Annotated in this window: 14 protein-coding genes, 2 tRNA genes and 3 rRNA genes; all 19 read right to left on the bottom strand. The window is 47.7% G+C overall.

What is annotated here, in order from left to right:
* Nucleotides 1-37 precede the first annotated feature (37 nt).
* The 19 genes from ACYIA1_RS01900 to ACYIA1_RS01810 all read right to left on the bottom strand — a co-directional run bounded on the left by ACYIA1_RS01900 (nucleotide 38) and on the right by ACYIA1_RS01810 (nucleotide 20,758).
* Nucleotides 38-631: a Crp/Fnr family transcriptional regulator gene (locus ACYIA1_RS01900; RefSeq protein ID WP_008774145.1), complete on the bottom strand. Its 594-nt coding sequence runs from the start codon at nucleotides 629-631 to the stop codon at nucleotides 38-40.
* Between the two features lie 2 nt (nucleotides 632-633).
* The gene (locus ACYIA1_RS01895; RefSeq protein ID WP_480334218.1) at nucleotides 634-1,539 is read right to left on the bottom strand and encodes a hypothetical protein; all 906 of its coding nucleotides are present in this window, start codon (nucleotides 1,537-1,539) and stop codon (nucleotides 634-636) included.
* Nucleotides 1,540-1,681: 142 nt separating this feature from the next.
* Nucleotides 1,682-1,792: ribosomal RNA gene (rrf, locus tag ACYIA1_RS01890) — 5S ribosomal RNA — on the bottom strand.
* A gap of 83 nt (nucleotides 1,793-1,875) precedes the next feature.
* Nucleotides 1,876-4,751: ribosomal RNA gene (locus ACYIA1_RS01885) — 23S ribosomal RNA — on the bottom strand.
* A gap of 105 nt (nucleotides 4,752-4,856) precedes the next feature.
* Nucleotides 4,857-4,930 (bottom strand) — tRNA-Ala (locus ACYIA1_RS01880).
* 10 nt (nucleotides 4,931-4,940) lie between these two features.
* Nucleotides 4,941-5,014, bottom strand: a tRNA-Ile gene (locus tag ACYIA1_RS01875).
* A 150-nt stretch (nucleotides 5,015-5,164) separates the two neighbouring features.
* Nucleotides 5,165-6,689, bottom strand: a 16S ribosomal RNA gene (locus ACYIA1_RS01870).
* The 16S, 23S and 5S rRNA genes sit together here with 2 tRNA genes alongside, the layout of an rRNA operon.
* A gap of 496 nt (nucleotides 6,690-7,185) precedes the next feature.
* The gene (locus tag ACYIA1_RS01865; RefSeq protein WP_122380468.1) at nucleotides 7,186-7,602 is read right to left on the bottom strand and encodes a D-Ala-D-Ala carboxypeptidase family metallohydrolase; all 417 of its coding nucleotides are present in this window, start codon (nucleotides 7,600-7,602) and stop codon (nucleotides 7,186-7,188) included.
* Between the two features lie 21 nt (nucleotides 7,603-7,623).
* Complete coding sequence (locus ACYIA1_RS01860; protein ID WP_140394020.1) at nucleotides 7,624-7,818, bottom strand: hypothetical protein; 195 nt, start codon at nucleotides 7,816-7,818, stop codon at nucleotides 7,624-7,626.
* Complete coding sequence (locus ACYIA1_RS01855; protein WP_413640260.1) at nucleotides 7,808-8,251, bottom strand: HU family DNA-binding protein; 444 nt, start codon at nucleotides 8,249-8,251, stop codon at nucleotides 7,808-7,810. The genes ACYIA1_RS01860 and ACYIA1_RS01855 overlap by 11 nt, the downstream gene beginning before the upstream one ends.
* A gap of 200 nt (nucleotides 8,252-8,451) precedes the next feature.
* The gene (locus ACYIA1_RS01850; RefSeq protein ID WP_008777799.1) at nucleotides 8,452-8,934 is read right to left on the bottom strand and encodes a hypothetical protein; all 483 of its coding nucleotides are present in this window, start codon (nucleotides 8,932-8,934) and stop codon (nucleotides 8,452-8,454) included.
* Between the two features lie 322 nt (nucleotides 8,935-9,256).
* Nucleotides 9,257-11,167, bottom strand: coding sequence for a polysaccharide biosynthesis protein (locus tag ACYIA1_RS01845; RefSeq protein WP_217799817.1), 1,911 nt, complete (start codon nucleotides 11,165-11,167; stop codon nucleotides 9,257-9,259).
* Nucleotides 11,168-11,284: 117 nt separating this feature from the next.
* On the bottom strand, nucleotides 11,285-12,286 hold the full coding sequence (locus ACYIA1_RS01840) for an MraY family glycosyltransferase (RefSeq protein WP_480334214.1): 1,002 nt from the start codon (nucleotides 12,284-12,286) through the stop codon (nucleotides 11,285-11,287).
* A gap of 6 nt (nucleotides 12,287-12,292) precedes the next feature.
* Nucleotides 12,293-13,276 carry an NAD-dependent epimerase/dehydratase family protein gene (locus ACYIA1_RS01835; protein WP_480334212.1) on the bottom strand — a complete coding sequence of 328 codons (984 nt, stop codon included), beginning with the start codon at nucleotides 13,274-13,276 and terminating at the stop codon, nucleotides 12,293-12,295.
* 150 nt (nucleotides 13,277-13,426) lie between these two features.
* On the bottom strand, nucleotides 13,427-14,617 hold the full coding sequence (locus ACYIA1_RS01830; protein ID WP_480334210.1) for a glycosyltransferase family 4 protein: 1,191 nt from the start codon (nucleotides 14,615-14,617) through the stop codon (nucleotides 13,427-13,429).
* The gene (wecB, locus tag ACYIA1_RS01825) at nucleotides 14,614-15,774 is read right to left on the bottom strand and encodes a non-hydrolyzing UDP-N-acetylglucosamine 2-epimerase (protein ID WP_480334208.1); all 1,161 of its coding nucleotides are present in this window, start codon (nucleotides 15,772-15,774) and stop codon (nucleotides 14,614-14,616) included. Before wecB ends, ACYIA1_RS01830 begins: the two co-directional genes overlap by 4 nt.
* A 29-nt stretch (nucleotides 15,775-15,803) precedes the next feature.
* Nucleotides 15,804-17,009, bottom strand: a complete 1,206-nt coding sequence (gene wecC, locus ACYIA1_RS01820; RefSeq protein ID WP_480334206.1) for a UDP-N-acetyl-D-mannosamine dehydrogenase — start codon at nucleotides 17,007-17,009, stop codon at nucleotides 15,804-15,806.
* Nucleotides 17,010-17,072: 63 nt separating this feature from the next.
* Nucleotides 17,073-18,659 carry an alginate lyase family protein gene (locus ACYIA1_RS01815; RefSeq protein WP_122383188.1) on the bottom strand — a complete coding sequence of 529 codons (1,587 nt, stop codon included), beginning with the start codon at nucleotides 18,657-18,659 and terminating at the stop codon, nucleotides 17,073-17,075.
* Nucleotides 18,641-20,758: a bi-domain-containing oxidoreductase gene (locus ACYIA1_RS01810; RefSeq protein ID WP_480334204.1), complete on the bottom strand. Its 2,118-nt coding sequence runs from the start codon at nucleotides 20,756-20,758 to the stop codon at nucleotides 18,641-18,643. Before ACYIA1_RS01810 ends, ACYIA1_RS01815 begins: the two co-directional genes overlap by 19 nt.
* Nucleotides 20,759-20,765 lie beyond the last annotated feature (7 nt).

Raw genomic sequence — 20,765 nt, 5'->3', positions numbered from 1 at the left:
AAGTATAGGTTTAAAGCGAATATAAAATTGAACTAATTCAATAAAGGATACGTTTCTTCAACTTACAATACCAAGAATCACTAACCCCCATATATTGAGCTATATATTTATCAGGTACCCGGCTTACGATCCATTGGTGGTTCGTATAAAGATATTTCAGGAATTCTTCCGCCTTACAGGTTTGACGGACAGCGAACATTGAATAGAGCTTGGAAATAATCATCAGCATCACATTCTGATAACAGGTAGCGAAAGCTGGATATCCCAACGACAAACGTTCGATATCCGTCCGGGAGAAACAGAGCAATTCACCATCCTCGATAGCTTTCACCTCAAACTCGGAAGGGACTTGTGTAAAATAACCGATTGTAGAAACAAAAGGGTACATACTGTCCGAGGAGAAACCGGTTACGCATTCATTCCCATTCTCATTAATATATTGATTGATAAAAAGTCCTTTATTAATAAAATAGGCATCTTGGCACAACTCGCCCGTACGAATCAAATAATCCCCTTTCCGGATTGTCACACCTCGAGTACAACTTTCCAAATCCCTTAGGAAAGATTCATCTCGAGACAGAATCTCCGGAATAAAACTTAGGAACTTCTCAAAGTCAGGAGATAATTTCATAGTTAATCATCCAAGGTAAATCTCTTCTGTCCGATCAAATTACCGTCAGAGAAAATATCCACACGGTAAGTACCCGGAGATAAGAATTCCTCGATATTCCAATACATGGTCACAGCCACCTCCTCACCTTCATATTCTATCATTTTCTTCATAGAATAATTGATTTCCTTTCCTTCAAAAGCGAATACGTCCGCACGGCTTTTCACCAATACATCGTCATCCGGTTTCATGATCCGTACATATACCATCTTTTCGCCGACAGGAGCGGTAATGTTCTTCGCTATCTTGAAAGTCACGACAAATTGCTGCATCTTTTTAATACGCTTAGCTAGTTTACCTCGAGAGTTCACAGGAGTCACGTTAATATCCGTCGCATCCAAACGACTAGCTAACGTTACTCTTTCCGTCAATTTCTCTTTTTCCTTTTTCAAGGTAGCAGCTTGTGAAGTAGCCCTCTGATATTTCTGAACAGCCTCTTTCTTCTCAACCTTCAATTGCTCATTCTCACGATTCAAGGAATCGATTTGGACAACATAGTTACGCATGATTTTACGTAAGGTATCCAATTCCTTTTTCAAGCGAGCTATTTCCTTCGCATTCGTAGCCTTCACCGTACGCAATTCTTCCAATAAACGTTGTACCTTTGCTTGCTCCGTAGATAATAGGGCAACAAGGGAATCATTGCCTACGCTAAACTTATAACCTTCATATTGAAGAGACAATTCATTATATTCATCCTCCAAAGATTCTTTCTCAAGATCAAAGGTTTCCACCAAATCAGTCATTTGCTGCTTTTGATGATAAATATAATAACCGGCACCAGCAATAATCAGTACCAATACTATAACTGCTACGATAAGTAGCGAAAGTTTATTTACTTCTTTATTCTCTTTCTTTTCAGTATCCATATGAGGTTCTTAGCTATTACAAAAGCACAAAATTACAATTTCTTATCCATCCGAACAACAAAGTACACCTAAAAATAGAAAAAGACAGAGAGGATATATACCAAAAAAAGGAGCCAATCTTTCGACTGACTCCTTTCACCTAAGACGGCGGCTACCTACTCTTCCACTGTTACGCAGTACCATCGGCGTGACGAGGCTTAACTTCTCTGTTCGGAATGGGAAGAGGTGGATCCCTCGTGCTATAGCCACCTTAATTTCATTATCAAGATTTTGACCGGACATCAACCCGAAGAGACCAGCTTCGCCTTATCGTCTTAAAATATATCAACCCTCACGTGAGGAAAGTCCCGGGCTATTAGTACCACTCGGCTCGGACGTCGCCGCCCTTACACCTGTGGCCTATCAAGGTCATCGTCTATAACCACCCTTCAGGGAGATCTAATCTTGAGGCCGGCTTCGTACTTAGATGCTTTCAGCACTTATCCGATCCGTACTTAGATACCCGGCGGTGCCCCTGGCGGGACAACCGGTAAACCAGTGGTACGTCCGACACGGTCCTCTCGTACTAGTGTCAGAGCCCCTCAAATCTCCTGCGCCCACGATAGATAGAGACCGAACTGTCTCACGACGTTCTGAACCCAGCTCGCGTGCCACTTTAATGGGCGAACAGCCCAACCCTTGGGACCTTCTCCAGCCCCAGGATGTGACGAGCCGACATCGAGGTGCCAAACCATTCCGTCGATATGAGCTCTTGGGAATGATCAGCCTGTTATCCCCGGAGTACCTTTTATCCTTTGAGCGATGGCCCTTCCATGCGGAACCACCGGATCACTATGCTCTAGTTTCCTACCTGATCGAGTTGTATCTCTCCCAGTCAAGCGCCCTTATGCCATTACACTCTGCGACCGGTTACCAATCGGTCTGAGGGCACCTTTAGAAGCCTCCGTTACGCTTTTGGAGGCGACCACCCCAGTCAAACTACCCACCATACAGTGTCCTCCTGCCTAGGAGTTAGAACTCAAACAACCGAAGGGCCGTATTTCAACGGCGGCTCCAAGGATACTGGCGTACCCCCTTCAAAGCCTCCGGCCTATCCTACACATCGTCTGCCCAAATTCAATGTAAAGCTATAGTAAAGGTTCACGGGGTCTTTTCGTCCCATCGCGGGTAATCGGCATCTTCACCGATACTACAATTTCACCGAGCTCACGGTTGAGACAGTGTCCAGATCATTACACCATTCGTGCAGGTCGGAACTTACCCGACAAGGAATTTCGCTACCTTAGGACCGTTATAGTTACGGCCGCCGTTTACTGGGGCTTCAATTCAACGCTTCTCTCGCGATGACATCTCCTCTTAACCTTCCAGCACCGGGCAGGTGTCAGGCTGTATACGTCATGTTTCCATTTAGCACAGCCATGTGTTTTTGTTAAACAGTTGCCTGGACCTATTCTCTGCGCCTCGCCTTACGACGAGGACCCTTTATCCCGAAGTTACAGGGTCAATTTGCCTAGTTCCTTAACCGTGAGTCACTCGAGCGCCTCAGTATTCTCAACCCGACCACGTGTGTCCGTTTACGGTACGGGTGCCGCATGGATAAGTTTAGCGGATTTTCTTGGGAGCATGGTTACGTCCATATTACGTTGCGCAAGCGCTCCGTATACTCTCAGGTTCGACTCTCCCCGCGGATTTGCCTACGGGAATCAATATCTACACCCTTCAACCGGCTATTCCGTCAGCCGGCAGGACTGTCACTTCTCCGTCTCCACGTCACTCCATGAGGCAGTATGGGAATATTAACCCATTCTTCCATCGGCGTCGCCGTTCGGCTTTGCCTTAGGTCCCGACTCACCCTGATCCGATTAGCGTTGATCAGGAAACCTTGGTCTTTCGGCGGGGGGGTTTCTCGCCCCCCTTATCGTTACTCATACCTACATTTGCTTTTCCATGCGCTCCAACAAGGGTCATCCCTCATCTTCGACGCCGCATGGAATGCTCCCCTACCATGTCTTACGACATCCACGGCTTCGGCAGATCGTTTATGCCCGATTATTATCCACGCCAGATCGCTCGACTAGTGAGCTGTTACGCACTCTTTAAATGAATGGCTGCTTCCAAGCCAACATCCTAGCTGTCTCTGCGATCCGACCTCGTTAGTTCAACTCAACGATCATTTGGGGGCCTTAGCCGGTGGTCTGGATTCTTCTCCTCTCGGACACGGACCTTAGCACCCGCGCCCTCACTCCCTGTAAATATATATCGCGCATTCGGAGTTTATCTGGACTTGATAGGCGGTGAAGCCCTCGCATCCAATCAGTCGCTCTACCTCACGATATACTATAAAGAGGCTGCACCTAAATGCATTTCGGGGAGTACGAGCTATCTCCGAGTTTGATTAGCCTTTCACCCCTACCCTCAGCTCATTGGAAAGCTTTTCAACGCTTACCCATCCGGTCCTCCAGTTGGTGTTACCCAACCTTCAACCTGGCCAAGGGTAGATCACTCGGTTTCGCGTCTACCCCCCCCGACTGGCCGCCCTCTTCAGACTCGCTTTCGCTTCGGCTCCGTACCTTAGGTACTTAACCTTGCCGGGGAAGGTAACTCGTAGGTTCATTATGCAAAAGGCACGCCGTCACATATTGCTATGCTCCGACCGCTTGTAGGCAGACGGGTTCAGGGTCTATTTCACTCCCCTGCTCGGGGTTCTTTTCACCTTTCCCTCACGGTACTGGTTCGCTATCGGTCTCTCGGGAGTATTTAGCCTTACGGGATGGGCCCCGCTGTTTCACGCAAGATTTCTCGTGCCCCGCGCTACTCAGGATGCCACTAGGCTTCAATCGTCAGTCGTGTACGGGGTTTTCACCCTCTATGACCGCCTTTTCCAAGGCGTTCCACTTGACTCTATCTTGCCACGTCGTGGTCCTACAACCCCCGTGTCGCCTAGACGACATGGGTTTGGGCTCTTCCGTGTTCGCTCGCCACTACTTACGGAATCATTGTTTATTTTCTCCTCCTATGGGTACTTAGATGTTTCAGTTCCCCACGTTCGCCTCCCTTACGGGATGGCAGGCCTTCAGCCTGCCGGGTTGCCCCATTCGGATATCCCGGGATCAAGGGCTATTTGCGCCTCCCCCGGGCTTTTCGCAGCTTATCACGTCCTTCGTCGCCTCCGAGAGCCAAGGCATCCACCGTCTGCCCTTGCTTACTTTCTCTCACCTCGTACATACGTACGGGTTGATATATCTTAAGCTCGCTCTACTTGTTTCTTCTTTTTGATGTCCAATATGTCAAAGATCCTCTTTCCCTCGCGGGATGCGTGGAGAATAACGGATTCGAACCGTTGACCCTCTGCGTGCAAGGCAGATGCTCTAGCCAGCTGAGCTAATCCCCCTCATTCGGAGTAGTCCCAGGCAGAGTTGAACTGCCGACCTCTACATTATCAGTGTAGCGCTCTAACCAACTGAGCTATAGGACTGTCAACTTTGCCAAGACTTACGTCCCAGCGTCATCTTTCTCTCTCCGACCGGCCTTCCGGTCATTGATCTATATAATAAACATAATCTCAACAGCAGCACAAGGCGATCGATACCTCGTATGACCTCGGTACGGAATCCTAAAGCTCCAGAAAGGAGGTGTTCCAGCCGCACCTTCCGGTACGGCTACCTTGTTACGACTTAGCCCCAGTCACCAGTTTTACCCTAGGCCGATCCTTTCGGTTACGGACTTCAGGTACCCCCGGCTCCCATGGCTTGACGGGCGGTGTGTACAAGGCCCGGGAACGTATTCACCGCGCCATGGCTGATGCGCGATTACTAGCGAATCCAGCTTCACGGAGTCGGGTTGCAGACTCCGATCCGAACTGAGACGTGGTTTGGGGATTCGCTCCCTGTCGCCAGGTGGCATCCCTTTGTCCACGCCATTGTAACACGTGTGTCGCCCCGGATGTAAGGGCCGTGCTGATTTGACGTCATCCCCGCCTTCCTCGCAGCTTACGCTGGCAGTCCCACCAGAGTCCTCAGCCTAACCTGTTAGTAACTAGTGGCAAGGGTTGCGCTCGTTATGGCACTTAAGCCGACACCTCACGGCACGAGCTGACGACAACCATGCAGCACCTCGCAAATCGCTATTGCTAGAGGCTCTGTTTCCAGAGCGGTCGAAATGCGTTCAAACCCGGGTAAGGTTCCTCGCGTATCATCGAATTAAACCACATGTTCCTCCGCTTGTGCGGGCCCCCGTCAATTCCTTTGAGTTTCACCGTTGCCGGCGTACTCCCCAGGTGGATCACTTAACGCTTTCGCTGTGCCGCTTACAGTGTATCGCAAACAGCTAGTGATCATCGTTTACTGCGTGGACTACCAGGGTATCTAATCCTGTTTGATCCCCACGCTTTCGTGCATCAGCGTCAGTCATGGCTTGGCAGGCTGCCTTCGCAATCGGGGTTCTGCGTGATATCTAAGCATTTCACCGCTACACCACGCATTCCGCCTGCCTCAAACATACTCAAGCCTCCCAGTTTCAACGGCAATTCTATGGTTGAGCCACAGACTTTCACCGCTGACTTAAAAGGCCGCCTACGCACCCTTTAAACCCAATAAATCCGGATAACGCTCGGATCCTCCGTATTACCGCGGCTGCTGGCACGGAGTTAGCCGATCCTTATTCATAAGGTACATACAAAACAGGACACGTCCCGCACTTTATTCCCTTATAAAAGAGGTTTACGATCCATAGAACCTTCATCCCTCACGCGACTTGGCTGGTTCAGGCTTACGCCCATTGACCAATATTCCTCACTGCTGCCTCCCGTAGGAGTTTGGTCCGTGTCTCAGTACCAATGTGGGGGACCTTCCTCTCAGAACCCCTATCCATCGTCGGTTTGGTGGGCCGTTACCCCGCCAACTGCCTAATGGAACGCATGCCTATCTATCAGCGATGAATCTTTAGCAAATATCCCCATGCGGGGCCCCTGCTTCATGCGGTATTAGTCCGACTTTCGCCGGGTTATCCCCCTCTGATAGGCAAGTTGCATACGCGTTACTCACCCGTGCGCCGGTCGCCACCCGGTATTGCTACCTGTGCTGCCCCTCGACTTGCATGTGTTAAGCCTGTCGCTAGCGTTCATCCTGAGCCAGGATCAAACTCTTCGTTGTTTAAATTGTTTTATTATCCTCGCTCCGGAATCCGTTATTGTAGTCCAAAGTCATACTTCTTTGACGGTATCAATCCGGAAAATTTCTTCTCCTATACTTGTACTACTTGTTGAATTATGTAAATCTATCAAAGAACTCTTGTCGCTATCGTTTCTCGATTGCGGCTGCAAAGGTAAGGACTTTTTTTTAATCTCCAAATTTTTCGGTGAAAAATTCTCGATTTATTTTCTCTCGTCGATCTCCGGGCGGTTGGAAATTATCGCTTGGCCCAGCCAACCTCATCCCCTACCCAAGGATACCTCCACGTTTCCATCATTTCTGAAGCGCCGTTCTCTCTCGAATGCGGGTGCAAAAGTAATGCTATAAAACATACGATCCAAATTTATCAGGCATTATTTTTTAGGCTTTTTTTCAAGACTTAACAAGTTATATAATGTACGTACGATAAAACACAATATATAGTATCCTTTTTTCCAAAATCCACTCATACCCCCTCCTATTTAAATAAAATCTGTTTTCTGTTCACCCCATGTTTTTTTAATGAAAGATGTATGAATCCCTCCGTACGATAAAGGATCGCCTGATCAAAATTTAGGCAGCTTGCCACCAAGTCCTCCAATAGTCGGTTGCGATCCACCGTGTAAATGTCTACCGCCTCCCCCTTCATATGTTGCGAGCTAGGGGCACCTCCCACCAATCGGTTTAACTCTTCGCTTCGATAGCCACTCATGATATACATAGGCTGTCGATGATATATACGCAAAGGTTCCAACAACCGTACCGTTAGATTCCGTATCGCCGGTATTACCTCCGAAGGTAACGCATTATTAAGTCCAAGTTCCACCGCCATCGCACTATAAATAAACTCGTCCATACGAAAATGCTCTGTTAATCTCTTCTCATCCTTTTCCATCTTAACTCAAATTTTCAATTTTCAATCCTTAATTTTCAATTTATAAGAGTAGTCCACCCCAAACAACGCACCGGCAAACGTACAGATCTCCCCAAATGCGACCAGCACGCTGTTATCTATCTCACCGGAAGGAGCCACCCAAAAACCACAGAATACTAAGGCAAGGCCGGCCACGCAAAGCAGCACGGCCATTACCAGTTGCACGTTAAATCTCACTCGGGCTATCACTATCAGAGCCACCAGCCTCCGCAGTGGCACCATCTTGGGAGATCCGTGAGTACTCCAGTGTCTTCTTCGTATCCTTCAACTCACCTCCCGGAGTGAAAATGATACGCGGCGGGCGCAGCATACTCGAATTGAAATCCCTTTTATCTGTTACACCATCACTACTCACCGAGATCCGAAAACTCCCGAAATCGCCGAACTTTACGATACGACCCTCCTGAAGTTCCATATCTAATACGAAATTAAGGTTATCCAATACCGCCTTCACATCTGCCGACGACACCGTACTACGTGCCGAGATCAACTTACATAGCGTTTTCATACTGGAGGTACCATTCGTTTTCGACACCGCATAAAACTTTTTCTCTGAATCCTTCTCGCCCGGCTTCGACGGACGCAACACCAACTTAAAACCTTGTGCCATATCTTTTAATTTTTATGGTTATATACCCCTTATGGAGCACGACACAAAGATAAGATGGCCCAGAAGAGACGAACGTCCGTAGTTTTATCCATCAAACAAGTAATATTCAACTAATTAAAAATAAAAAAGCCCCAAAATTCCCCTTTTCAAAGACAACAAAAACCTGCTATTCTTAACTAACATTCAAATCCATATCTCTTTTAAAACTCATCCGTCACCTCCCTCTTTCCGGCAAGCACCAAGACTGCTTCCGCAGAATGCCCCGCCTCTCGCAAATGAGAAGCCAAGCCACGCACCGAGCCCGGATAATCAAACCCCATCAACAGGCAAGAAGCTATTTCCAAGGAGGAAGGGGGAGTCTCACGATCCGTAAACTCCACAAGCTTCACTAGCTCCAACAAGAGTTCCGGACGAAATGGGGAATACAACAAATCACCACGCACCGTATACTTACGTATATAACACCGTTCGCACTCCCGGTCATGCTCCATATACTTCCGGATAAATTTACGGTACGCCCCGGGCATCTTCCTATAATAATCTCCATATCCCAAACTACACACATCCATTTTCCAAGACTCCCGCTCATCCGGCCCCAACGTTACCAAGAACGCGTCAAAATTCTTCACCGTGGGCTTATGCCCCAATCTCTCTCTCAAACGCTCATAGATCTTTTTCATCATGCGAACGCAGGGGGAATGTTTATCCCTGCGCCGCATATGGCCGGACACCGTACTTACATACGGATTTTCAAACACATATATAAAAACAGAACCGGCCTTCTAAATCCCTTTACGGGAAAAGAAGACCGGTACAAAACCTTGACCTTATATCGATTCTACAAAATCTCTATCATCCTATCTTTTCATCACAAAACCCACATGGTTCCTTCTCTTTTCTTGCAAATGCCTCTGGGGAGGCTCTTCTTTTTTGACGCTATATTTAAATCAACATTAATAGCATAGGCCCTCACGGATAAATCCATAATTTACTTTTTATTTCGCTCTATTCATCCAACACCTCATATTTAGAATGCTGGCTCTTGAACTCAGGAACGATCTCCTTCATCCGCTTCACGATCTGCATATCCCCCTCCACGGCACAAGCACGTACCAAGGCATCAATCCGCAGATTGGCGTCAGCATAATCATACGCACGGACTTGGGCGATCTTGATCTTCGGATGAAAAGTAGGCTTGGAGGTCTCATCCTCATTGAGTACCTCCTCATACAACTTCTCCCCGTCTCGCAATCCCGTGAACCGGATCTCGATTCCCTTCACCCCGCTCAGACGGATCATACGCTCCGCCAGATCCACGATCCGTACAGGTTTACCCATATCGAACACGAAGATCTCGCCCCCATTACCCATCGTACCGGCCTCTAGGACTAGCTTACAAGCCTCCGGTATCAGCATGAAGAAACGAATGATATCCTTGTGCGTCACCGTAACAGGACCGCCCCGCTTGATCTGCTCCTTGAATAACGGGATCACAGAACCGTTCGATCCCAGCACATTGCCGAAACGAGTCGTCACGAATTGCGTACGCCCCCTCACCTTCCCATCCTTGATAGCCTGATCCAAGCTCTGCACGTAGATCTCGCAAATACGTTTCGAGCAGCCCATCACGTTCGTGGGATTCACCGCCTTGTCAGTCGATACCATCACGAACTTCCTCGTGCCGTATTTCACCGCCAAGTCAGCGATCACCCGGGTACCGTCCACGTTGTTGCGGACACTCTCCTCCGGATTATCCTCCATCATAGGCACATGCTTGTAGGCCGCGGCATGAAACACGTAATCCGGACGATGCTCCTCGAACAATTCCTCCATGCGTTCACGTACACAAATATCGCTCACAACCGTATAGGATTCTATATCCGGCCACCCACGAGCCATCATCAAGCGGACATCGTGCAAGGGGGTCTCCGCCTGATCTATCAAGACCATACGTTCCGGGGCGAACTGGGCTACCTGCCGCACGATCTCGCTACCGATACTCCCGGCGGCTCCTGTTATCAGAATCCGCTTACCGGTAAGCTGCTTCCTCACAGCCTCCAAGTCTATCTCGATCTTATCACGGGGCAGTAAATCCTCTATATTCACCTCCCTCAACTGGGTATGGCTCAAGTCGCTCCTCCCGTCCCACTCTTGGGCGGCAGGAGTCATATAGATCTTTATATTCGCCTTGATCAGCCTGTCCACCATCTCCTGATTATTCCGGATCGCCTCAACTTTCAATGGAGACACCAGCAAGACATTAGACCGTTTTTTCCTCATCACAGAAACCAATTCCTCATCATTCGGATAAACCTTGACTCCCATTAAATATCGATACTCTATCTCCGCTATGTCCGAGATAAACCCCGCCAGCACAAACCGGGCCGGATCCTGATTCTGGATACTCTTCGCCAAACTCACCCCACCTTGCTTCACGCCATAGATAAACGCACGCTCCGCCTTAGCCACCCGGAAAGTACTCACATAAAAGAATTTAACGAACACACGCATCATCCACATCAAGCTCATAGCCAACAACGCGGAGAGGATCAGATCCCGTTTACGGATATACATCAAATAAGGAGAGAAATCGGTCAGTGCCTGAAACACGACCACACAAATCAAGCCAAACAAGACGGCGAACCCCACCTTTTGCAAGTCCACGAAAGAGGAATAACGTATAATCCCCGAATAGGTATGGAACAGGCGAAAGCCTACCAGATAAGGAATCAGGCATACCAACAGCGTGACCAATAGATGCCCTAAGATATCCAAGGTTGATAATACCCCGTTATTCAAGGTATACACCAATAAGCCGGAAAATAGGATCAAGCAGCAATCCAGCAAGATAATACCCCAATAGGGTAAGGATTTCTTGGAAAAGTACCAGGTAGATAGTCGAGAAAAAAGACTCATAATAATCTCAATATATTTTTCTTTAAACAATTAACGATATAGGCCATATCCTTAGCACATAAGGATCAGGGGGGTATCACTCATGTAAGCAAGTAAAATCCACATAAAAACCATAACTTAATTCTCTTTTATAATCGAAGCTAAATATTCTTCATGTAAACAATAGTATTTTTTCATAAATACCACATACAACAACGCCACCACCACTACTACCGCCAACAAATACAACCAATGTGCCGTTACGGTATCAGGTATCACATAGATAAATGCCAAAGAAACCGCCAACTGTAAACACATATATACCAACGACACTTTAACGTGACCAATCTTAAGTTCATTCGCCATCAACTGATAAGCATGTTTACGATGCGCTTGACCTAGATTCTCATGCAGTAGGACGCGATGTATTATCGTCAAACAACCATCCACACCATAAACCAATAAAAAGACCAAGTAAGTCACGTCCGTTGTCTTAATAATCAGACTGCCTATCATAAACAGCAAAATATAGGCTATACTTATAGAACCTACATCTCCGGCGAAGCACTTAGCCTTTCCCTTGGGACGAAAGTTAAAAAGACAGAACACCAAAACACTAAGTGCCGAAACGTAGATCAAAGACGGATCAACAAAACCGGACTTCTCGTTTACCAGCATCAATGGAAGCAATACTGATAGAGAATAACCAGCCGTAATGCCATTTATACCATCCATGAAATTAATGATATTCGAGGCTCCCACACAAACGATAAGCGCCAACAACAACACCCACCACATATTCAGGCGCAATATATCCAATTGATAAAACATCATCACCATGGCAATGAATTGGGCCACCAAACGCACAAAATCAGGCAAGCTACGTACATCATCTATAAAACTTACGCCCCCAATTAAGGTAACGGCCATAAGAAACCACGGCGTAGAAAATCCAAAAAAGAAAGCCCATGTCCATAAACCCAGTAAAAAGATAATGCCACCACCTCTCAAGACAATAGAGGCATGGGAACTGCGCTCGTTGGGTTTATCAATGATATTAAACTTATCCGCTATATGGAAATAAAAAAGCTCCGCAAAAAATAGCAAAGCGAAAATCAGTACATAAAGCAAGCCGTTCATATCTTATCACTTCTTAAAGCTAAGAATAGTACAAGCCAATCCCTCTTTTGCGGATACCGGCATCTTTTGTAACCCCAAAGCCTTTTTTATTTTAGCATTACTTACCACATAATTCTCTGTCAGCTTCTGCATACGAAACGGATTGAGTGGAAGATGTAGCCATCCACCCATCTCTGCCATCACGTTCATTACCCCTTTAGGGATATACAAAATTCTCGTCTTCTTACCCAACGCCTCACAAATCACCTCGATTAATTCATTAGTAGACAACGGATCGTCATCAGCCATATGATAGATGCCGCTCTCTACCTTTTGAGTCAAGAAACCTTCTATCACTGTACAGAGGTTCTGTACGCTAGTGAATGAACGACGATTCTCAAATGCCCCAAGCGGCCAAGGAATCCCTTTACTCACTACATTATATAACAGATTCAAATTCCCCTTATTTCCCGGGCCATGAATCATACAAGGACGCATGATATATACCTGTTTGCCGGGATAGATAGAACTATCTCCAAACGCATGATACAAATTGCCTAACGCTTCAGGCGCAAACCTCTCGATGATATAGTTCTCAGCCTTGATTTTACTTTCACCGTACGGTCCTATGGGAACAGGTACACATTCTTCGGTTAGTATATCTCCTTGTACAGAATCAGCCGCACTTTTTACCGTAGAAAAAAAGATAAATTTCTTGATAGAAGGCCGAGACAAAAACCAATCAAAAATTCGTTGGGTCAATCCCGTATTAATCTTAAAATAAGTATCTGCGGCACTCCTATTTTTAGTATCATGCGCTTTCCCCGCCAAATGGATCACCGCATCAAATTCCGGCATCTCCTTATCTAAGTCATCCCAAGAAAAAGTCTTTATCACACCGTCCTTTTCCGGGGTAACAATATCCAAACCATAGAGGCCATGACGCTCCTTCAAGGCAACAACCAGATTGGAACCCACAAAACCGTGGATCCCTGTTATTAATATATTCATTGCAAATTTATTTATGATAAGTACCCCAATTAGCCCCCCCTTAAAAAGAACTTTGTCAACACTTCGGCTTGAGTACTTACTACTAATTCAATCCTACCAACGGGTTATTTATTTTCCCATACGTCACTCTTAGACACTGACATTCAAAAATCAGAAAGCCGATAAAAAACGTTTGTACGCCTCCAGTTGCCTTTCAAAACAGAAAGTTGTCTGGGATAATCTTAAGCAGTTCGCTTTTAGCTGTCGATACTCCTCATCCGGCAAGTGGCTCATGGCTTGTATATTTTTAGAAAGTCCCTCATAATCTCCGGGGGCCGAGACAAAACCCAACAGATTCTCCTTTACAATCTCCTCGCCCTCGCCGCCTCCGCAAAACAAGATAGGAACGCCTAACGGCAGCAAGTCAAATAATTTAGAAGGTACGGCCCCCCTTATACGAACCGTCAAGGGGATAATGGAGGCATGGTAACGTGTAAGCTCCTCACGCATCCGTTCCTTGGGCAAAGAGCCATGATAAAAGACCCCTTTATCATGTGTCCTCACATAATCCTCTATCTCCAAGGCTTGATTGCCCCCTCCAAATAAATGAAGCTCCGCTCCCATCCCTTTAAAATCGATACGCTCTATCAACTCCAATATATTCTGCGCCACGCCCAGCAAACCGGCATAGACGATCCTGAAAGGCTTCCGAGAAGAAGGGGGGTGATTCGGTAAAACAAAACGATGCTGTAAATTCCGATACAAGAACGAGGCCTTGCCCGGCTCATACCGTTTTATATAATCCACGATCTCCTTACTCTGCCCTTGACAGGCCGTGGCCTTACGATAAAGGAAACGCTCGATACGCCCCATCACCCCATGATAAACGCCACCCTCTTTCATGGCCCCCAGCTCCACGGCCGACAATGGCCAAAGGTCTGAGACGTTCAGTACCACCTTTTTCCGGTAGCAACAACGAAAAAGCAACATGGCCGAGGCCGCCGCCAAAACAGGAGGGGTCTGGATGATCACCTTATCATAAGATTTTATACGCTTACGCTTGAGAGCGAAACACCAAAGGGTCGTGGCGAAAGCGCACATACTGGCAAGACGGACCAACGGCCTCCTCGAGATCGAGGCATACGTCCAGTACCTGAAGACCGTTATCCCGTTTACATCCTCTGTCTTGGAAAAAGCCCCCCTATATCCATCAAAGATACGTCCCTTGGGATAATTGGGTAGGCAAGTCAACACATCCACCTTTATCCCTAAGCCGGACAGTCCCTCCGCCATGTTCGTAATGCGTGAGGGTGCCGCACCGATCTCCGGAAGATAAGAGGGAGAAACGATCAAGACCCTCATTCCTTCCGGTTCAAAAATTCCACGATCCTTCCGCAAGCCAATCCATCGCCATAGGGATTGACCGCCTTGCTCATCGCATCGTAATAAGCCGTATCATCAAGCAACGCCGAGACCTCGCTCACGATCTTGTCATAGTCCGTTCCGACCAGTTTCACCGTACCTGCCGCGAGAGCCTCCGGACGCTCGGTCGTATCACGCATCACCAACACGGGCTTGCCCAAGCCGGGAGCCTCCTCTTGGATACCGCCGCTATCGGTCAGCACTATCGTTGATTTCTCCATCAGATAGACAAATGACAGATATTCCAATGGCTCAATGAAGAACATATTACCCAGATCAGATAAATCCCCGCCGAATACCTCGTGAATCGGCTTGCGCACATTGGGATTCAAGTGCATAGGATAGACAAAATCCACCTCCGGATATTTCCGGGTCAAGTCCTTGATAGCGGTACACATATGGATGAATCCATCACCAAAGTTCTCCCGGCGATGACCCGTGATCAACACCAGTCTCTTACCCTCAACCAGACGGTTCACGTCATACCCCGAACGCAAAAGCACGCCTTCCAGCTCCTTGTCCAGCTCAGCGTCCGTCTTTATCTTAGTCACCACTTGACGCAAGGCGTCTATCACCGTATTGCCGGTAACCAAGATTGAGTCCGGACTCACGTCCTCCCGCATCAAGTTCTGTTTGCTCAACCGCGTGGGTGCGAAATTATACGTGGCGATACGCCCCGTGACCTGCCGGTTCATCTCCTCCGGCCATGGGCTATAGATATTGTGGGTACGAAGGCCGGCCTCTATATGACCTACGGGTATCTGTTGGTAGAAAGCGGCCAAGGCGGCCGCCGTGCTCGTGGTGGTATCCCCATGCACCAGCACGACATCGGGTGTCGCCTCACGCAACACGTCACGCATACCGGTAAGGACACGGGCGGTCACGTCATATAAGTCCTGACCCTGCCTCATGATATTCAAATCATAATCCGGCGTGATCTCGAACAATTTTAACACTTGATCCAACATCTCCCGATGCTGTCCGGTAACGCACACGATGGTCTCGAACGACTCCGGATGTTTCTGGAACTCCTTCACCAGCGGAGCCATCTTGATCGCCTCGGGACGGGTCCCGAAGACTAACATTATTTTCCTCATTACAGCGTATTCTTCTATTTAGCGAACGATTATTTCTTGAATGTCCCGCAAAAGTCCAGCACCTCCACGTCATCCCGATAATTCAACCCCGCAAACTCCCTATGGTTCACCAAGAAAACCACTATATCCGCCTTCTCGTATGCCTCCTTATAAGGGGTCAACTTAAACAGCTTATGCTCCGAAACGTTCGGCTCCACCACCATGATATCAGCGTTGTTGCACGATTGCAACACCTTCGTCGTTATTCCCTTGGCCGGAGACTCGCGCAAGTCATCGATATCAGGCTTGAAAGCCAAGCCCATCATTGCCACCGCCGGCTTACGCCCATGCTTCAGCTCAAACCGTAGCATGGCGTTCCTCACTTTCTCAGCGCACCAGAAAGCCTTGTAATTATTCGTCTCACGGGCCGTCGAGATCATACGGCTCTCCATCGGAAACTCCGCCGTGATGAAATAAGGGTCCACCGCTATGCAATGACCACCAACACCGCAACCCGGCTGTAAGATATTCACACGGGGATGCCTGTTCGCCAAATCGATCAGCTCCCACACATTGATTCCCGCTTTATCGCAGATAAACGACAGCTCATTGGCGAAAGCGATCTGCACGTCCCGGCTTGAGTTCTCGGTCAATTTACACATCTCGGCCGTCTTGCTATTCGTTGGGTGAAGCGTACCCTTCACGAACTGGCCGTAGAACTCCATCGCCTTGCGGGTAGAGGCCTCATCCATGCCGCCGATGACCCGGTCGTTATGCACCAACTCATAGATCACGTTACCTGGAAGCACCCGCTCCGGACAATAAGCGATATAGATCTTGCCCTTCAGCTCCGGCCGTTCCGAGAAAATCAAACTAGCCATCCGTTCGGTCGTCCCCACCGGCGAGGTAGACTCGATCACGTACAAATCCCCCTCCTTCAACAAAGGAAGCACCATACGGGTAGCCGACTCCACGAACGATACGTCCGGCTCATGATCCCCCTTGAAGGGAGTGGGTACCACCATGAAATAAGCGTCGCTCACCTGAGGCTCGGTGTAAGCCTTGAAATGCCCGGAGGCCAGTACCTCCCGCAACATCTCCTCCATACCCGGCTCAATGATATGCAATTTCCCTTGGTTGGTAACCTCCACCACCTGGGCGTTGATATCCACTCCGGCGATCTCCACCCCGTGCTTTGCGGCAATAATAGCCGTGGGCAGGCCAATATAGCCCAAACCCATGAAACATGCTTTCATAAGAAATATGTGTTATTTTTTAAAAGTAAGATCTTAGGCTGATCAAGAATGGTCCAACAACGATCAACCTATTGTATAAGAAAGTTTCTTCACAAAATGAATACGAATTGTCTTAGATAGGTGAAAACGGTTATACGTAAATGACACTTGATCTTCTACAATCTCGACAGAGGATGCGCCGGCCACTCTTATCGCTGCGATATTCGTCACGATCTCAGTCCGTGAACAAGACATGATCTCCACATCCGGAGCCAGATGGATCAAGCTTACGGCTTTCACGCCAGTTGAGACAGAGTCCTCTATCCTAAAACGATCCTTATCGATCATAAATCTTCGATGATGCTTACCCAAGGAACCAAAGCCATCATGCCAAGCCTCCACCTCATTCGGAGAATCTTTGAGAAGCGTCACCCTTGCCCGTCTCCCCACACGAAAGCCACCCCATACCTCGCTAGAGTTCTTATCCCCTATCATCACCGTATTATGGGCCGCCGTGCCACGCTCGTATTGCCTACGGGCTGTCTTTTCATACGTAGAAATTCCGGTATCTATAACGAAAGGCTTACCCCCTATCCGCAACTCATAATTGAACATATCCGCATGCGAATGGCCGGGTTGGTAAGAGGCCTTTATGTCTCCAACATCCACGATAGCCTCCCAATGGCCCGCCATCAATTTTCGATAGCCACACGCTCCCATCGGAAGCTTTTCCCAATCCATATCCAATCGCTTAGCGTATTCAAACAATTGAGCCGGAGAAGGTGCGATTCCCTCAGCGGAATCATTCAGGAGAGGTATCGTATTATCTTTATAAACGACAGAGGCTACATGCCCCAACATGCTACGAGCCTTCTCCCGTAAGCGTTCATTCAGACCTTCCTGCCCTATAAACCTTAAATTATTCATAGAGACATTATAGCAATCCAGCAACCGATCCAATAATATACAATGATACATCGGTGATTGCTCGTAATGAGCGCCATCCGGAAGGAGTTGTTCTTCCAGCTCTTTAAATAATAGGTCTTTCGCCTTTTGATAGATCGGCTCATCCTTAAAATAAAGCCCAGCCCATAACAAGGAGAAAGCGTCTTCCAATAAGTGATTCCCTAAAAGATGATATTCCAGATTATCCAGTAAAATCTTATATTGGGCATACAAGGAGGAGTCCCATTCTCGCTTATTCTCTGCCGGAATATAAGGATGATATTTCGACAGGAACTTGATCCAATTGATGCCTCGTAAAGCGATCGGATAAGGTTCCAGACCATTCCTATTCCCCTCTATTTCATCGACAAACTTATCGATCCAGCAAACGGCCTGTTCGAAAGATATAGTTTCTTGATGAAGGTAGTCCATATAATTTAGATTATAGGACCATAACTTACCAAAGCTCTCATCGTTCCATCCTAGAAAAGCGGATTCCTTACCCAAGAAAGAGAAATGCCCCGTAACACTATCCAAGTCCGTATATTTCGAGATGAAAAGTTTAAAAGACAAAGGATGTCCCACTCTCGGTAATGACAATACATACCGAAAGCTCCTGTATTTCCTAATATATGCCCGTAGCCTATACCAGACTTGATAACGAACTTGGCGAGATCTCAAGTTCCGAAGAGTAGAAATATATAATTTTAGAGATTCACCCAACATCTTTCTTTCAAGCTCGTAATGCAAGCGAAAGTAGCTTTTGTCGTATTCAATATACTCCCAAATGGAATCAAAGGCTCACCGCCCTCCCGGATACGTTCATTCAACAACGTAAATTGACGTTTTTGCCCTTTATCCATACCGGCCTTCATCGATGAGAAACCCTTAAAACCATACCCGGTCAATTTACGCCAGTTATCCAAGACCAAGACCCTCTCCTGAGAGAAAACCTCCACACGTTCCTTCGCGTACGACTTTGAACCATTTGAGAAGTAATTGATCACCGCATTCGTCCCGTTCGCATAACGAAGTAATATACTAGCGTTATCCGTATTCTCCTCCGGATTTTCTCCTAATGCGTTCATACAAACAGCCACGACCTCCGAGCCCGCCAAGAAAGAACATAGATCAATAAAATGGCAAGCCTCGCCAATAATACGTCCCCCACCAATCTCAAGATCATGTACCCATACCTCCGGCGGAATAAAGCCGGCGTTCATCGTTGCCACTATATTCTTTGGTCCATCACCCAGCAATTGCTTCATCTTCTCGGCGAACGGAGAGAAACGGCGATTAAAACCAACCGTCAAGGTCGTGCCCTTAGGAACTTCTTGATAGGCCTGTACGATATCATCCAATTCCGTTTTATTCAAACATAACGGTTTCTCCACGAATACGCTTTTCCCATTCCGTAAAGCCTCTATCACCATACGGGCATGCAGGTTATGCCGTGTCGTGATCATCACCAGATCTACCTCCGGATCTCGCAATATGTTTTGATAATCCGAGGTAGCGTTCTCCGCTCCCGCCTTCTTCGCCAATATCTTGGCAGACAAGCCTTGGGCGCTAGCTATATACTTGATTCTCGCTTTGGCCTTAGCCAAGCAAGGTATGATCATGGCGGAGGTATAATTACCCGCCCCTATGATTCCGATCTTGCCCTTTCCACTCACAAAAGCATTACTGCCGATAGAAACAACCGACTCCATTTTTGAATCAGCGGGAAACCGCAATATAGAGGCGATCGATCCTTTCTTGCGCATATCGCCATAGATCTCCTCATAATCTGCCAAGTCAACCTCTTCCGTTATCAACGGCCTGACATCCAACGATCCGGATGAGATCGCATGGAGTATCGTCTCAAAATTACGCTTTTCCGTCCAGCGGACATAAGCCAACGGATAATCATGCCCCTTGTTCTCATATTCCTCGTCATAACGTCCGGCCCCATACGAGCAAGATACCTGAAAACTCAACTCCTTCTTATAGAAGTCATCCCTTCGCATATTCAATCCGATAACACCCACCAGCACGATCCGTCCCCGCTTACGGGACATCTCACACGCTTGATGGATCACCTCATTGCTTTGCGTGGAGGCCGTGATCAAGACACCATCCACACCGATACCACCCGTATAATCCTCCACGAGCCTTACCGGATCCGTACCTTTGCCCGGATTAACAGCCACGATTCCCTTCGAAGCGGCCATATCCACCTTCTGCTGGTCAAAATCCACCCCAATAACCTTACAGCCGTTCGCTCTCAACAACTGCGCCGCCATCAGACCAATCAATCCCAGACCGACCACCACGACCGTCTCGCCCAACTGAGGATTCAATAAGCGGATTCCTTGCAAGCCAATCGAGCCAATCACCGTAAAGGCCGCTTCCTCATCCGTTATATCATCCGGCACCTTCGCCACCAAGTTCTTCGGCACGCAAACAAACTCCGCATGATTCCCGTTCGAGGCCACCCGATCGTCCACCTTGAACTCAGCGACACCTTTCCCTACAGCTACCACACGTCCGACATTGCAATATCCCAAAGGTAAAGGCTGCCCTAGCTTATTGAACACGGCCTCCAGTGTCGGCTGCAAACCATCCGTCTTGATCTTGTCCAAAACTTGCTTCACCTTATCCGGTTGTTGCCGTGCCTTATCAATCAGGTTCGCCTTGCCGAACTCCACGAGCATACGCTCCGTTCCAAGAGACACCAACGTACGAGTCGTTTGGATTAAAACATGACCGGATTTCACTTGAGGAACAGGAACTTCCTCCAAGATGGTTGACCCGGATTTGAGGTCTTGAATTATTTGTTTCATCATCTAT

It is taken from the genome of Parabacteroides sp. KHUB-02, assembly GCF_056640955.1.
The sequence above is the reverse complement of the archived record's forward strand: the minus strand, read 5'-3'. Positions and strand labels throughout refer to the sequence as shown.

Coding starts and splice junctions, on each gene's coding strand:
- ACYIA1_RS01830 (WP_480334210.1), bottom strand. CDS start 14,617: ATGAGGGTCTTGATCGTTTCTCCCTCTTATCTTCCGGAGATCGGTGCG.
- ACYIA1_RS01850 (WP_008777799.1), bottom strand. CDS start 8,934: ATGATGAAAAAGATCTATGAGCGTTTGAGAGAGAGATTGGGGCATAAG.
- ACYIA1_RS01835 (WP_480334212.1), bottom strand. CDS start 13,276: ATGAATATATTAATAACAGGGATCCACGGTTTTGTGGGTTCCAATCTG.
- ACYIA1_RS01895 (WP_480334218.1), bottom strand. CDS start 1,539: ATGGATACTGAAAAGAAAGAGAATAAAGAAGTAAATAAACTTTCGCTA.
- ACYIA1_RS01855 (WP_413640260.1), bottom strand. CDS start 8,251: ATGGCACAAGGTTTTAAGTTGGTGTTGCGTCCGTCGAAGCCGGGCGAG.
- wecC (WP_480334206.1), bottom strand. CDS start 17,009: ATGAAAGCATGTTTCATGGGTTTGGGCTATATTGGCCTGCCCACGGCT.
- ACYIA1_RS01900 (WP_008774145.1), bottom strand. CDS start 631: ATGAAATTATCTCCTGACTTTGAGAAGTTCCTAAGTTTTATTCCGGAG.
- wecB (WP_480334208.1), bottom strand. CDS start 15,774: ATGAGGAAAATAATGTTAGTCTTCGGGACCCGTCCCGAGGCGATCAAG.
- ACYIA1_RS01845 (WP_217799817.1), bottom strand. CDS start 11,167: ATGAGTCTTTTTTCTCGACTATCTACCTGGTACTTTTCCAAGAAATCC.
- ACYIA1_RS01815 (WP_122383188.1), bottom strand. CDS start 18,659: ATGTTGGGTGAATCTCTAAAATTATATATTTCTACTCTTCGGAACTTG.
- ACYIA1_RS01865 (WP_122380468.1), bottom strand. CDS start 7,602: ATGGAAAAGGATGAGAAGAGATTAACAGAGCATTTTCGTATGGACGAG.
- ACYIA1_RS01810 (WP_480334204.1), bottom strand. CDS start 20,758: ATGAAACAAATAATTCAAGACCTCAAATCCGGGTCAACCATCTTGGAG.
- ACYIA1_RS01840 (WP_480334214.1), bottom strand. CDS start 12,286: ATGAACGGCTTGCTTTATGTACTGATTTTCGCTTTGCTATTTTTTGCG.